The organism is Ascidiimonas aurantiaca (assembly GCF_037646345.1).
Classification (GTDB): domain Bacteria; phylum Bacteroidota; class Bacteroidia; order Flavobacteriales; family Flavobacteriaceae; genus Ascidiimonas; species Ascidiimonas aurantiaca.
On record NZ_JBBEWR010000011.1, the window covers coordinates 1 to 15,225 of the forward strand.

The window sequence follows — 15,225 nt, forward strand, 5'->3', positions numbered from 1 at the left end:
AAGCCCAGAGTATAGTTGGGATTCGAGTGATTCGCGCTTACCAACCGGTTCAACGCATCGTACGTATAGCGATAATGTTTCAAAGAACTGTCGGTATTGGCGGTACGCCAATGGGTCTCACTAATGTTCCCGTTATAGAGCGGAGTGGCCCCGTTTTGCGGGTCGTTATACCGGATACTAAAGTTAAACAATTTTATGGTACTATTCACATCGTTTATACCTTTTAACCAGCCCCGTACATTGTAATTATAGATTATTTGCTGTAACGGGGTGCTAATTGTATTGCCTACGTTTTTTTGAGTAAGTTGGCCTAAAGCATCGTATCGGTTATATGCCAGTAGCTCTTTGCTACCGCTCCCTGTCTGGTGAGTATGTGCAAGTGGTCGCCCCGTATGGTCATAGGTAAACTGCTCGGTAGTGACAATTACTGCACTGGTACCTTTGGTGTGCCGGGTTACCAGTTGGGTGATGCGACCGGGGAAATCGAGTGTAGTCTCTGTTTCATCGCGGGTATCGAGATAGGTGTTGCGGCTACCGCTCCAGATCATACGCCCTTTTTGGTCATACCCCATCAGGGTGGTGATCCAGTCACTGGCAGTGCCTAATACTTTGGTCTGGCTGGCGGTAGCAAGCCCCTGCGTTTGGGAGGTAACTGTCTGACCGTTTATACCGGCAGGTACGGTAAAGCCGGCTTTGTCAAAATCGTTGTAATCATCATAATAGTTTATACTATATACCTCGGTGATCCCGGTAACGGGAAATGCATTGTTGGAATAATATACCTGGGCACCTCCCAATGATTGTGGGATGCTGCTATAGCTTACGGTGGGTGAGAACAAAGCAATGTTCTCCGCATCGGCCTGTACGCTGGTACGGGAAGCGGCACCTGCGGCTGTATAGAGCCCGCTATAGACTACTCTTCCAAAACGGTCGTACTTGGTAAAAAGCCACCGGTTCTGGGTACGTTGCATACTGTCCTGGGTCATTATGGGCTGGTCCAGGGTGTTATATACTATAAACTCCCATCCTTTGCCTGGTATTTTTTTCTCAATAAGCCGGTTACGGCGGTCATATATATACTGGTAGCACAGTTCATTAAGCTCGGTGGTACTCACCCCATCGGTGGTAATTACTTTGGGTGGGATCACAAAGGTAAGGTTCCCGTAACTGTCATACACGTAATAAGTATCGTGCGCGGTCTCATTGGCATAGGTACGTTTTAATACGACTCTTCCCTGTTTATCGGTAAACTCTTCGGTGGTATGGTCTCTGGTAGCTGTGCCGGGGTGGTTCTCATCACGGGTGGTATTTTTATATAAAAACCCGGCAGGATAATGGGTGGCCGCAGCTACGGAAAGCTGTGGTGCCTGCGGATCGTTCCCGGCAAAGCTTACTTTAAAATGGCGCACTTCACCGCTGGTATTGGCATTGTAGGCCATTTCTATCTCATGGCCATTCCCCAGCTTCCATACTTCTCCGGGGGCGGCCTGTTGTAAGGTTCGGTTTAGGGGGGAGTTCTCTAAAAGGGTCTCGCTGTACGGGTTGGCCTGAGCGGCCACAAAAGGAAAATCATCCGGATAGTGGCTCTTGTAAAAATTCTGGGTGGCTGCATGTATATCACCGGTACGTAAGGTACCGGGAATCTGGGTAGTTTCTTCGTATGATAAGTACTCACGGGTTTTTCGCCCAAAGGCATCGTAGGCCACATGAGTGATCAGGTCATTTTTGTCGGGCGACTGTTTTATCGCGATCTGCTGTTTGGGCCTCCCGAGTCCGTCATAATACACAAGGCTCTCCAAAACATCTCTGTTCTCACGTATGCCATTGCTATCGGCCATAGCGGTCATATACTCCCGCGAGTATATGTAATTTTGATTACTTCGGCTTATGGCTATATAGGGATCTGAAATAACGGTAGCGGTAAAATTACTTCCGGCCTGTATCCACGACAAGGGTGTAAGCGTTATGCTTTGGGAAGCGATAAGGGTATCATTCCCGGTAACTATATAATCGGTGGCCCCTCCTTTTACAATGGTAGTGGGTATTTGAGCGCTCATAAGGCTTATGGTAAAAACCGTACAGAAAATAAACAAAGGGTTTTTCATGCGAACTAAATTTTTCATAGGTTGTCGATTGGTGCGCTTTTTCAGGGTTGTTGGTAGTGATATATGATTTCCTGTAACATACGGTTATTAAGGTCCCTGACCCTTATAAGACGGTTTAAACCGTCATAATCATAATAGGTAGCCATATTTCGGGTATCATTACTTCGGGCGAGGCCGGTGAGCGGGGTATATGAATAGGTAGTGATCATGGCATCGGGGAAAGCGGTACGCAAACCGGAATAGATAGTTTGCAGCTGTGTTTCGCTGGTGGTAAAAAGGTTCACGCCCAGTGGCACCTGGGTATCTAGCTGGTTTTTGGTAACTCCTTGTAACTGTGCCAGCAGATAGATACCGCTGGTATCCCATAAAAGGGCTACAGGGGTACCATCGTATGGCAGAATCTCGGCCGGTCGTCCGCGAGTGTCCATACGAAAACGGCTGAAAAGCTCATAATCGGCAGGAATATGTCCCCCGGCCGTATTGCTGCCCTGCCCTTTATGATACCGGTAGGTTGCGGTTACGTTACCATTGGTATCGTATTCCTGAAACTGCCCGAGAATAAGCCGGGAGTGGTTGTATATTTTCCGGCTTACGGGTAAAGCGGTCATGTGTTTGTTATTGAGCTGGTTTAAAGTGCTGCTTTGTGTGGTATGATCTATGGGGTAGGTATAATCTACCTTATACCAGTCGCCATCAGCATATAATGTGAAGTTACCCTGCTCGGCATCGGTAAGGCTCTGTGCATAATACCGATTGTCTTTTTCCTGACGGCTTAACTGTAACTGATTGTTATACTGATAGCGGTCTATTTGTACTACGCTGGTAAAGGGATCACCCTGTTCATATAAATAATCAATACTGGTACGTTGCGACAACAGGTTTTTACGATGCCGGTAGTTACGGGGGTTAGGGTTGTTAAAAACAAGAGAAATGGACCCGTTTAACTGGTTGGTGTAACAGAAATCTTTATCCCCCAGTACCCAGAACTGCAGGTCTTTATCTACGGTATTGTCATATTGCATATATACTGAGCGTACTTTGTGTGCACCTTTGTACATATCCTGCTGTACCATTTGCGGCGCATAGGATTTATTGCGAAATGCGTCTTGATACTTTTCTACGGTGCGAATGGTATCTCCGGCGGCTCCTACCTGGTTAATGGTTACATTTTTATAGTAGTATCCGTTTTTGATAAGAGTAGGGTTCAAAGCAAGGTTATCTGCCGAGAATACGGCACTCTCTCCGTAATTTTTCATGGTATTGACCACACTGGGCTGATACCCGGTCAATCCGTCATACTTATAGTTCCTCTGGGTAAGTACCTGGCCACCGGCATCACGATTGGTAATGTTTTTTACGCGAAGGCCTCCTGTATAAAAAGTTTGCTGGGGTCCCGGCGCTTCTTCTCTCCAGCTTATAAAAACTTCAATATTGGCTCCGGGATTGGCGGTAAGATCGGCATTGGCCACACTCAGTTCCAGCATATAATCCCCTTTCATCAAATTTACACTGCCTTCGGCCCCTATAACTTTGTAGGGATTAAAAACACCAGGCTGTAAAACAAATGGGCCCGAACGTTCATAAATATTAAAACGGGAACAGTCTATACTGGGAAAACCGGGATCAAAATTACAGATCGTAGAGGCTGCACTATAGGTTACCCGGGTTCCTGATACCTGACTTTCATTTTCGGCTATGGTAAAAGGCACTCTGAAATAGGTACGACCGGAATCGGGACCGGTATAGGTATAGATCTGATTGGATACTTTAATATTTCTGGTAACATATACTGGATTGGCCGGAGTGGTATCTATAACAGCATTGGCTTCATATTCAAAACGGGTAGAACCTTTTGTAGGGTAGTCAATTTTGGTGAGGGTTCCGGCCTGCAGAAAAAGAAAGTTCTCTTTACGATCGGCAAGCCGGGAGCGAAAGGAGGTACTAAGCGTATTGAATGCTGTTAGGGAAAACGGAATAAGTGTACTATTGGTTGCCCCGTTATAATATCCCAGAAAATCTTTTGAGGTACTGCTTTTATCTGGTAAGGATATCCCGTTATAGGTAAATTTATAAGGGGGTCTTACGGTGCCGTCAAAACCGGTTTCCTGTACCTGATCTAAACGCAGACGGGGATCACCGGTAAACTTCCCGTAGGTGAAATCAAAATATTTTGTACGGTTGCCTATCTTATCCAGAATGGTGACCCGGGTAAGTTTTCGCTTCCAGGTAGAAAGGGTGGCATCGTCTGCATAGGTAAAGGTGACCCTTACGGTGGGTGATTCTATCTGGGAAACCAGTTTATTAAAAGGATAATGGGTAATGGTGGTAGTACTCTGGCTGGTGGTAAATCCGCCACCGGAACCCTGGCAACCGCAAATAGATCCAGACTCAGGACATTGCGGGGCGCGGGTGATGCTATGAGATACATTATTAAAAGTATATTGCAGATTATAATCCTGATAGGTAAAGTTGATCTGACGGTTATTGCGGGTTACCACACGATCCAACATCCAGCCTGAAGTATGGGTATTACTGTCAAAAGAAAGACCTGCTCCCGTACCCGAGACTACATTGGTACGGTTGATCTCGCGGGTGCCCAGATGATATGTGTTTCCTGAACCATCGGCAACCGTATAACTGGAGAGCTGGCCTGTACCGGGAATACGGGTAATTTTTAAGGCGCTGCGGGTTTCCTGTTCTACGGTGCCATCATGATTGAGAATAAAAGCTCCGGACATCCCGTTAAGAGTATAACTAAAATCATCGGGGATATAGTCGTCACTATTGCTTGAAAAAGCCATTTCTCTCTGACTGTCATAGTCATTCAACGGATTGTTTACTACCCACTGGGCATCAATATACCCAACTCTGGAGGGTACCAGCCACCCTGTTTCATCGTCTTTATCATTTACCTGTCGAAAAATACCCCCTCCGGCATTGAGGGTCCACCCCAGTCCGGCAACACCTGCCAACTGATCTACTTTTATACCCGAAGCATGATACGAAATAGAGACAGGGAGTGAAAACCCGTCTTCTTCTATGGTAAACAGCGGGATCTCTATTTGAGGTACCCCGGTAGCATTATTTACAGGTGTGTCTCCATAAACCTTAAAAGTACTTGCATTAGGGGTAACCGGCACGTATTCGGAATGATAGGTAATATAATCGGGAGTAAAGTCCTGAGCCGCCATTACAGCAGGAAAAAACAGGAGTGTTAATGTATAGAACTTAATGTACGAAAATAGCAAGGTACGGAACATAGCTTGAAATGGATTTAAGTATAGGGAAATGATGTGACCATCTTTAAGAATACGCTTAACAGGTATTCGGCATAAAAGATATAGTGGCTTTTTTTCTAAGTTTTTCTTCATGTTAACAGTGTACCCTCCCCGATCATTAATTTTTTAAATGCGGACGAGGTATATACAAAACAAGCAATTATTCTTTAAAAAGAATATGACATTTGTTGGTTTCTGTAAGTAATTGCGTTAAAAAATAAGTAGTAAATACATTTTAATGATAAAATAAAAAGTAGAAATTTGATTATCAATCAGTTGAAAAAAGAAGAAAAAAATTGTTAAATAAAAGTTAATTTTTTTATCAAAAAAAAGGCGGTACCAAAAAAAAGGTCCCGGAGTACCGGAACCTTTTTGTATAGTGACCTTATTTATGAATTTACATATTGCGACGGTACTGCCCGCCTACTTCAAAAAGCGCATCGGTTATCTGCCCGAGAGAGCATATTTTGGTGGCTTCCATAAGCTCGGCAAACAGATTTTTATTTTGTATGGCTGCCTGCTGTACTTTTTTCAGTGCGTCAGTAGCTTTTTGGGTATTCCCTTTGTGAAGGCTTTTTAAGGTTTGTATCTGACTTTCTTTTTCTTCCTCGGTGGCCCTGATCACTTCTTTGGGGATAATAGTGGGTGACCCCTTGCTGCTGAGAAAGGTATTTACTCCAATGATAGGGAACTCTCCTGTGTGTTTCAGGGTTTCATAATACAAACTCTCTTCCTGTATTTTAGAACGTTGGTACATGGTTTCCATGGCCCCCAGTACGCCTCCCCTTTCGGTAATCCGGTCAAACTCTGCATACACGGCTTCTTCTACCAGATCGGTAAGCTCTTCTATGATAAAGGAACCCTGTAAGGGATTTTCGTTTTTCGCCAGGCCCAGTTCGCGGTTAATAATAAGCTGTATGGCCATTGCCCTGCGTACACTTTCTTCGGTAGGTGTGGTAATGGCTTCGTCATACGCATTGGTATGCAGGGAATTACAATTATCATAAATAGCATACAATGCCTGGAGGGTGGTACGAATATCGTTAAAGTCTATCTCCTGGGCATGTAGTGACCTTCCGGAGGTCTGAATATGGTACTTGAGCATCTGGGCCCTTTCGTTAGCGCCGTACTTAAGCTTCATGGCCTTAGCCCATATTTTACGGGCCACACGCCCTATTACGGCATATTCGGGATCGATCCCGTTTGAGAAAAAGAAGGAAAGATTGGGACCAAAAGCGTTAATATCCATGCCTCTGCTCAGGTAATATTCTACATAGGTAAACCCGTTGGCAAGGGTAAACGCCAGTTGGGTAACGGGGTTGGCTCCTGCTTCTGCAATGTGGTATCCTGAAATGGATACGGAATAAAAGTTTCGAATATTGTTATGTATAAAATATTCCTGAACGTCTCCCATTAAACGCAGGGCAAACTCGGTAGAAAAAATACAGGTATTCTGTGCCTGGTCTTCTTTAAGAATATCGGCCTGTACGGTACCCCGTACCTGTGAAAGGGTTTGTGCTTTTATTTTTTCATATACATTGGCCGGCAGTACTTCGTCTCCGGTAACACCCAGTAACATAAGGCCCAGTCCGTCATTTCCTTCCGGGAGCTCTCCCTGATAAACAGGCCTGGGAACTCCCTTTTCTTTATAAATAGCCTCTATTTTGGCATTTATTTCTTTTTCCAGTCCGTTCTTTTTGATATAACGTTCACATTGCTGGTCTATCGCTGCATTCATAAAGAAACCAAGCAACATAGGGGCAGGCCCGTTAATGGTCATACTTACGGAAGTCATGGGGTCTGCCAGGTCAAAACCGGAATACAGTTTTTTGGCATCGTCGAGACAACAAACGGAAACTCCTGAATTCCCGACTTTTCCGTAAATATCGGGACGATAGCCGGGGTCATTCCCGTACAGGGTGACGGAATCGAAAGCGGTAGATAAACGTTTAGCCGGCATACCGAGGCTTACGTAATGAAAACGACGATTGGTTCTTTCGGGGTTTCCTTCTCCTGCAAACATACGGGTAGGGTCTTCTCCCTGTCTTTTAAAAGGATAAATACCCGCGGCATAGGGAAACTCGCCGGGTACATTTTCCTGCAGTATCCAGCGTAGCACATCGCCCCATGCTTCAAAACGCGGCAGTGCCACTTTAGGGATCTGCGTATGCGATAAGGATGGGGTATGGGTATCTATTTTTATTTCACGATCCCGCACTTTAAAGGTATAAACGGGGTCTTTATATTTTTTAATTTTCTGTTCCCATTGCAGCAGGTCCTCCCAGTGATGAGGGTCCAGGTTCATTTTAATACGGTCAAACTCTTTGAGCAAGAGATCTGTAAATTCCTGTTTCTCTTCGGGTATGGTTGGCATGTCGAGTCCGTAAGTAGTGAGGACCGGAGTGGTGCCGCAAACGGCTTCAATGGTTTTATAAATGCCAAATAGCTTTTGAGCAACGGCTACGCTCTGCTGTACCTTCTCGCCGTAACCCCGATTGTTCTCGGTAATCTCAGAGAGGTAACGCGTGCGATTGGGCGGTATGATATACTGCTTCTCAGACATGGCTTCGGTAATCTCAAAACTACTTTCAAAACCGGCCTGGGTCTTTTCATTAAGGGTATTGATCAATACGCGGTAAAGGGTATTGGTACCGGGATCGTTGAACTGTGAAGCGATAGTACCGTGTACAGGCATGGTTTCGGGGTCTTTATCCCACAACTGGTGGTTTCGCTGATATTGTTTTTTTACATCTCTAAGAGCATCGAGGGCCCCTCTTTTATCAAATTTATTTAGGGCAATAACATCGGCAAAATCCAACATATCTATTTTCTCCAGTTGGGTAGCTGCACCGTATTCGGGGGTCATTACGTACAAAGACGCATCAGAATGATCGAGGATCTCTGTGTCACTCTGGCCTATTCCGGAAGTTTCCAGGATAATAAGATCGAACCCTGCCACTTTTAGGATGGAAACGGCATCATCAACATATTTGGAAAGGGCCAGATTGGACTGGCGGGTAGCGAGTGAACGCATATATACGCGATCACTTTTAATGGAATTCATACGAATACGATCTCCTAACAATGCACCTCCGGTTTTTCTTTTGGAAGGATCTACTGAGATCACGGCAATGGTCTTATCTTCAAAGTCTATGAGAAAACGCCGTACGAGCTCATCTACCAGACTTGATTTACCGGAACCTCCGGTTCCGGTAATTCCCAATACGGGAATAGGGACCTCTTTGGCCTGTGCTCTTATTTTTCCAAGAGCTTCTTTATGTTTTTCGGGGAAATTCTCTGCGGCAGATATGACCCGTGCAATCTCTCTGTGATGTGTTGCTGAAACGGTTGCAAATTCTCCGTTTACCTGATCTCCTACGGGAAAGTCAGATCTTTTTACAAGATCGTTAATCATTCCCTGAAGTCCCATTTCGCGGCCATCATCCGGATGATAGATACGGGTAATCCCATAATCCATAAGTTCTTTGATCTCCCCGGGAAGGATCGTTCCGCCACCACCGCCAAAAATGCGGATATGGTCGGCCCCTTTTTCCTTAAGCAGATCATACATATATTTAAAATATTCGGTGTGCCCTCCCTGATAAGAGGTCATGGCAATGGCATTCGCATCTTCCTGGATGGCGCAGTTCACTACTTCCTCCACACTGCGGTCGTGCCCCAAATGTATTACTTCTACCCCGGTAGACTGAATAATGCGGCGCATAATGTTAATAGCTGCATCGTGTCCGTCAAAAAGCGAGGCCGCTGTTACGATCCTGATCTTGTTCTCAGGCTTATAGGGTAATGTTTGTTCCATCGTTAATAAAAGAAGTTATTTTGGATCGCAATTTACGGAAATCTCAAAAAAAACGCCTTATTAGTTATAATATTCAAAACCTAAAGATTGTTAAAAATATCTATAAACCGGTTATACATACTCCAAATACTTTTTTGTTTTAACCAGTTTTTTTTTATGGCAGATAAAACCGGCGTTTTTAAAGGATTATAAATACTTTTGCACATATATTCAAACCCATGGAAACTACCCTGATACTGGGTTATACCGGCGCACTTTTTATAGGTCTCATTCTGGGACTGGCCGGAGGTGGTGGCTCTATATTAACGGTGCCTCTCCTGGTTTATCTTCTGGGATACAATCCTGTGGTAGCTACTGCTTATTCGCTTTTTGTGGTAGGTGCTTCTTCTGTTGCCGGGGTATGGCAGAAGTACCGTGAGGGGCTGGTGGTTTTTAAAACAGGGCTGTTTTTTAGTTTTCCCTCTTTTGTAGCGGTATATGCTTCACGACGTTTTTTGGTGCCGGCCATTCCAGATACTCTTTTCTCTGTAGGGGCCCTGCCTGTTACCAAAGAAATGGCCCTCATGTTATTTTTTGCCCTGATCATGGTATTTGCAGCCTATGCCATGATACGCCCAGAACAGGTGGGCGACCGGGAGACAGCGAAAAAAACCTCTTATCCTTTTATTTTTGTTCAGGGATTGATTATTGGTACTATAACTGGTATTATAGGTGCCGGAGGTGGTTTTTTATACGTTCCGGCACTGGTATTATGGACACATCTGCCTATGAAAAAAGCGGTAGGTACCTCACTGGTCATTGTTTCGATCAACTCCCTGATCGGGTTTACGGGAGACCTTCAGAAAATGGAAATAGAATGGCCTTTTTTACTCACATTCACTGCAATCACCATGATAGGTATTTTGTTAGGAGGTATGCTCTCACGTCATGTTTCAGACAAAGGCCTTAAAAAAGGATTTGGGTGGCTCATACTGGCAATGAGTGTTTATATTTTAATACGGGAACTTACTGGCTCCTAATTAAAAAAGAGAGTACCGTACAGATACTCTCTTTATAGATATGTATAGAAATGTATTTTAGAAAAGCACCTGTAGTGCCAGAATATCATTTGCATTAAACTCTCCGGTAGTGCTAAAATCAAAACATGCGTTCCATATAGACCCGGGATCAAAACCCGTAGGGGTACCCGGAATATAAACTACATTAGTGCTACTTCCACCGCCTCCGCCACTGCCGCAGCTTTCTCTGTTTTCCCAATCGGTATGGGCCATTCCTATGCAATGCCCCATTTGATGGGTTATTACATGTTCATTTACATTATTACTTGCGTTATCCAGTCCCGCATATAAACGGAGCCATTTAAAAGGATTACCGCTTGTATCCGGGATACCGGCTGCGCCTCCGGCCCCAGAGGTAGCAGGATCTCTGTACACCACAATATCTGCATCGGTACTGGTAGCAAAGGTAAGGGTAAAGGTAAGGGTCAACCCGGGTACTGCGTTGTAATTATTTACCGCCCAGGTAAGACCGGTTTGCATATTGGCAGTAAGACCGTTAACGCCTCCCGTATATCCAATCACACTAATGGTACGCGGATGGTTGACTACATTTATATAGCGGTAATGCTCTGTGATAACCACATCATCAGGAACCATTGCTTCCAGTTGTTCGGGAGGCATGAAGATATCGGTTTCCAAATGATAAAATGTTTCCAATGTTCCGTCTGGCAACTTTACATTTTCCAGGGTCATCCCTTCGGGATTCATGTTAAGGGATCTTACTTTGTCTATCACCTCTTGTGAAATTGCCTGGTCTTCTGCCTGTACAGGGTTTTCATCTCTGGTACAGGACGCAAACACCAGAGTAGCTGCTAAAAAAGAAACAGTTGTTTTTAAGACTTTCATAATTGTATAGTTTTGATTGTTAATGTTTTACATCATAATATACAGTTTTTATAAGTTTTAACCTACTTTTTTTTAGGATTTTTAGGTGTTCTTTTAAATAAAACAAAGGGGGAGCGATATCGCTCCCCTTTGTTTTATGTACAGGGCAGAATTTGCCTGATATGTTAATGTTTTAATACAGGAACCGCAAGGCAGTAATATCATTAGCGTTAAGTTCTCCATCTGTATTAAGAGAGCAACAAGACAACATTATAGACGTTGGATCAAAACCGGTAGGGGTTCCGGGAATGTGGATCGCTCCAACACCGGCATCACCTTCATTTACATACTGACCACAACTTTGTCTGCTAAACCAGTCGGTATGTCTCAGACCAATAGAGTGCCCAATTTCATGGGTGATTACGCATTCAATTACGTTCATGGGAAAGTTGTCTAACGAAGGTGACAACCTTACCCATTTAAAAGGATTACCATTACTAGGGAACCCCGAAGCACCCACGCTCGCGCTGGTCATCGCAGGGTCTACATATACCACAATATCTGCCGCAGTACTGGTAGCAAAGGTAAGGGTAAATGTAAGGGTTAAATTAAGTGCATTATAGTTATTAATGGCCAGGGCAAGACCGGTTTGCATATTAGTCGTCAGGGCATTGGCACCACCGGTATAGCCAATAACACTAATGGTTCTTGGTTGTGATACCAGATTTCTGGTACGGTACTGCTCTGAAGTTATACCGTCATAAATACTCATATTAGCCAGTTGCTCGGGATAGATGGCTATATCACCCTCTACCATATATACAGACTCTGTAGTTCCGTCTGGAGTTACAAAGGTCTCCAGGGTCATTCCTTTAGGATTTAAAGCCAGTGATTCTACTTTTTCGATCACCTCTTGTGAAATTGCCTGATCTTCTACCTGTACAGGGTTTTCATCTCTGGTACAGGATGCAAACACTAGAGTAGCTGCTAAAAAAGAAACCGTTGTTTTTAAGACTTTCATAATCGTATGGTTTTGATTGTTAATGTTTTACATCAAAATATACAGTTTTTATAAGTTTTAACCTACTTTTTTGAAGTTTTTTTCGTTTTTAAGCAAAACAAAGGGGAGCGATATGGCTCCCCTTTGTTTTATTTACAGGGCAGAATTTGCCCGATATGTTATTGATACAGGAACTCCAAGGCAGTAACGTCGTTAGCATTGAACTCTCCATTGGTGGAGAAAGTAAAACAAGCTAACATGATAGAAGTCGAGTCAAAGCCGGTAGGGGTTCCGGGAATGTGGATCGCTCCAACACCGGCATCACCTTCATTTATGTTCTGACCACAACTTTGTCTGCTGAAATAGTCTGTATGTCTCAGACCTATAGAGTGACATATTTCATGCGTAGCTACGTGCTCGTTTACATCGTCAGAAGCAAAATCAAGACCTGCAAACAATCGGTTCCACTTAAACGGATTACCGTTCCCATCAGGAAATCCTGCGGCACCTCCTGCACCGGATACGGAAGGATCTCTATACACTACGATATCTGCCGCTGTACTGGTAGCAAAGGTAAGGGTAAATCTAAGGTGTAAATTAAGTGAATTGAGATTATTAACGGCTAAAGAAGTACCGTTACGCATATTAGTCGTCAGGGCATTGGCACCACCGGTATAACCAATAACACTAAGAGTTCTTCTTTTGGGAGTTACCAGATTTCTGGTATGGTAGTGCTCTGAAGTAATGCCATCATAAATACTCATGTTGGCCAGTTGCTCGGGATAGATGGCTATATCACCTTCTACCATATAAACGGTTTCGGTGGTTCCGTCTGGAGTTTCAAAGGTCTCCAGGGTCATCCCTTTAGGGTTTAAAGCCAGTGATTCTACTTTTTCGATCACCTCTTGTGAAATTGCCTGGTTTTCTACCTGTACAGGGTTTTCATCTCTGGTACAGGATGCAAACACCAGAGTAGCTGCTAAAAAAGAAACAGTTGTTTTTAAGATTTTCATAATCGTATAGTTTTGATTGTTAATATATTACGAATATACATATTTAATAAGTTTTAACCTACTTTTTATATTGTTTTTTATGTCAGAAATTAAATACGAAGAGCAACCATGTGCCTGATAGGTTAAAACTTTTAATACAGGAACTCTAAGGCAATAATATCATTGGTATTAAACCCGTTAGCACTAAAAGAAAAGCAAGCCAGCATAAGTGAGTCAGGGTCAAAACCGGTAGGGGTCCCGGGGATATGGATCGCTCCTACGCCTGCATCACCTTCACTTACATTCTGCCCACAACTTTGTCTGCTAAACCAGTCGGTATGCCTTAAGCCTATAGAGTGCCCTATTTCATGCATAAGTAATATTTTTAAAACGCTAACCGACGCAGAACTTAAACTATCGCTTAAAGCGATCCATTTATAAGGTTTTCCATTGGCAGGGAAACCTGCAATGGACCCTCCCGATGTTTTGTAAACAATAATATCACCGTTAGTAGAGGGAGCAAATGTAAGGTCAAACCGAATGGTAAGATTTAGGTTATTGTACTCATTTACTGCCTGAAGAAGTGCCGTTTGCATATTTAAAGTGAGTCCGTTACTGCCCCCGGTATATCCTATAACCTGAATAACACCCGGGTTCACAAGATTATTGGTCCTGTACTGTTCTGAGGTGATCCCACCGTAAATACTCATTTCTGCCAATTGCTCTGCGCTCATGGCAATATCACCTTCAATAACGTACACATCTTCTTCTGTACCATTGGGACGTTCTAATCGTTCTACTGTCATGCCATAAGGATTTAAACCCAGAGAAGTAACTTTTTCAATAACCTGTTTGGAAATGGTAAGGCCAGGGTCTGTATCATCGGTCGTATCTCGCGTACAACCGGATAAAACTATCCCGACTACCAGACTACATAGGAGTCTTGTTGATCTTAAAATTTTCATTGTCGTATATATTTGAATGTTAATGTTTTACATCAAAATATACAGTTTTTATAGGTTTTAACCTACATTTTTTGAAGTTTTTTTTCGTTTTTAAGCAAAACAAAGGGGAGCGATATCGCTCCCCTTTGTTTTGTGTACAGGGCAAAATTTGCCTGATATGTGAAAATTTTTAATACATGAACCGCAAGGCAGTAATGTCGTTAGCATTAAACTCTCCATTTGTTGAGAAAGTAAAACAGGCTAACATGATAGAAGTCGGGTCAAAACCGGTAGGGGTTCCGGGAATGTGGATCGCTCCAACACCGGCATCACCCTCATTTACATTCTGACCACAGCTTTGTCTGCTGAAATAGTCTGTGTGTCTCAGACCAACGGAGTGCCCTATTTCGTGCGTAGCTACGTGCTCATTTACATCATTAGGGGCATTATCCAGACCCGCAAACAATCGGTTCCACTTAAAAGGGTTACCTCCGGAAGGGAATCCCGCAGCACCACCTGCACCGGATACGGAAGGATCTCTATATACTACGATATCTGCAGCAGTACTGGTAGCAAAGGTAAGGGTAAATGTAAGGGTTAAATTAAGTGCATTATAATTATTAATGGCGAAAGAGGTACCGTTACGCATATTAGTCGTCAGGGCATTAGAACCACCGGTATAACCAATAACACTAATAGTTCTTGGTTGTGATACCAGATTTCTGGTACGGTACTGCTCTGAAGTTATACCGTCATAAATACTCATATTAGCCAGTTGCTCGGGATAGATGGCTATATCACCCTCTACCATATATACAGACTCTGTAGTTCCGTCTGGAGTTTCAAAGGTCTCCAGGGTCATCCCCTTAGGGTTTAAAGCAAGTGATTCTACTTTTTCGATCACATCCTGAGGGATCTCTTGAACTGTGTTTATTTCGGCAGCCTCATCTTTACTACAAGATGCTAAGACAATACCTAAACCCATAAAGGATAATACTACTTTTAAATTAAGATTTTTCATTTTAAACTTTTTGATTGTTAATGTTAATAGATTGCTATCTAACAAATTCTGTCATGTACACTGTTAATTACCGTTAAAAGCGAGTTAAAATTACAAAAAACTAAAAATATTCTTACGAAAAATAGTGTACAAAGTGATTTTTTAACAAATTATCAAAATAAATTTTTATCCTTTAACATATTTAC

Annotated in this window: 9 protein-coding genes; 1 reads left to right on the plus strand and 8 read right to left on the minus strand. The window is 43.3% G+C overall.

Translation table 11 applies throughout. The features are described from left to right. The 3 genes from WAO84_RS11870 to WAO84_RS11880 all read right to left on the minus strand — a co-directional run. A partial coding sequence (locus tag WAO84_RS11870; RefSeq protein WP_340066012.1) for a DUF6443 domain-containing protein occupies positions 1–2,123 on the minus strand: 2,123 nt, incomplete at its 3' end. Between the two features lie 23 nt (positions 2,124–2,146). Then, positions 2,147–5,476 carry an RHS repeat domain-containing protein gene (locus WAO84_RS11875; RefSeq protein WP_340066013.1) on the minus strand — a complete coding sequence of 1,110 codons (3,330 nt, stop codon included), beginning with the start codon at positions 5,474–5,476 and terminating at the stop codon, positions 2,147–2,149. Between the two features lie 304 nt (positions 5,477–5,780). Further along, the gene (locus tag WAO84_RS11880) at positions 5,781–9,200 is read right to left on the minus strand and encodes a methylmalonyl-CoA mutase family protein (RefSeq protein ID WP_340066014.1); all 3,420 of its coding nucleotides are present in this window, start codon (positions 9,198–9,200) and stop codon (positions 5,781–5,783) included. Positions 9,201–9,418: 218 nt separating this feature from the next. Between WAO84_RS11880 and WAO84_RS11885 the strand changes: the two genes are divergently transcribed. Further along, entirely contained in the window at positions 9,419–10,219 is an 801-nt protein-coding gene (locus tag WAO84_RS11885; protein ID WP_340066015.1) for a sulfite exporter TauE/SafE family protein, read from the plus strand. A gap of 57 nt (positions 10,220–10,276) precedes the next feature. Here WAO84_RS11885 and WAO84_RS11890 read toward each other — a convergent pair whose 3' ends face one another. The 5 genes from WAO84_RS11890 to WAO84_RS11910 all read right to left on the minus strand — a co-directional run bounded on the left by WAO84_RS11890 (position 10,277) and on the right by WAO84_RS11910 (position 15,040). Next, positions 10,277–11,104 (minus strand): M57 family metalloprotease, encoded by an 828-nt coding sequence (locus tag WAO84_RS11890; RefSeq protein WP_340066016.1) that lies wholly within the window; start codon positions 11,102–11,104, stop codon positions 10,277–10,279. Between the two features lie 172 nt (positions 11,105–11,276). Further along, entirely contained in the window at positions 11,277–12,104 is an 828-nt protein-coding gene (locus tag WAO84_RS11895; RefSeq protein WP_340066017.1) for a M57 family metalloprotease, read from the minus strand. Positions 12,105–12,262: 158 nt separating this feature from the next. Further along, positions 12,263–13,096, minus strand: coding sequence for a M57 family metalloprotease (locus tag WAO84_RS11900; protein ID WP_340066018.1), 834 nt, complete (start codon positions 13,094–13,096; stop codon positions 12,263–12,265). 131 nt (positions 13,097–13,227) lie between these two features. Continuing rightward, a complete protein-coding gene (locus tag WAO84_RS11905; RefSeq protein ID WP_340066019.1) occupies positions 13,228–14,040 on the minus strand; it encodes a M57 family metalloprotease in 813 nt (270 codons plus the stop codon). A 169-nt stretch (positions 14,041–14,209) separates the two neighbouring features. Further along, entirely contained in the window at positions 14,210–15,040 is an 831-nt protein-coding gene (locus WAO84_RS11910; protein ID WP_340066021.1) for a M57 family metalloprotease, read from the minus strand. Positions 15,041–15,225: the final 185 nt, after the last annotated feature.

Excerpts from the sequence above, each read along its gene's own strand:
- WAO84_RS11885 (WP_340066015.1), top strand. The coding sequence starts at position 9,419 with ATGGAAACTACCCTGATACTGGGTTATACCGGCGCACTTTTTATAGGT.
- WAO84_RS11875 (WP_340066013.1), bottom strand. The coding sequence starts at position 5,476 with ATGAAGAAAAACTTAGAAAAAAAGCCACTATATCTTTTATGCCGAATA.
- WAO84_RS11905 (WP_340066019.1), bottom strand. The coding sequence starts at position 14,040 with ATGAAAATTTTAAGATCAACAAGACTCCTATGTAGTCTGGTAGTCGGG.
- WAO84_RS11910 (WP_340066021.1), bottom strand. The coding sequence starts at position 15,040 with ATGAAAAATCTTAATTTAAAAGTAGTATTATCCTTTATGGGTTTAGGT.
- WAO84_RS11895 (WP_340066017.1), bottom strand. The coding sequence starts at position 12,104 with ATGAAAGTCTTAAAAACAACGGTTTCTTTTTTAGCAGCTACTCTAGTG.
- WAO84_RS11900 (WP_340066018.1), bottom strand. The coding sequence starts at position 13,096 with ATGAAAATCTTAAAAACAACTGTTTCTTTTTTAGCAGCTACTCTGGTG.
- WAO84_RS11890 (WP_340066016.1), bottom strand. The coding sequence starts at position 11,104 with ATGAAAGTCTTAAAAACAACTGTTTCTTTTTTAGCAGCTACTCTGGTG.
- WAO84_RS11880 (WP_340066014.1), bottom strand. The coding sequence starts at position 9,200 with ATGGAACAAACATTACCCTATAAGCCTGAGAACAAGATCAGGATCGTA.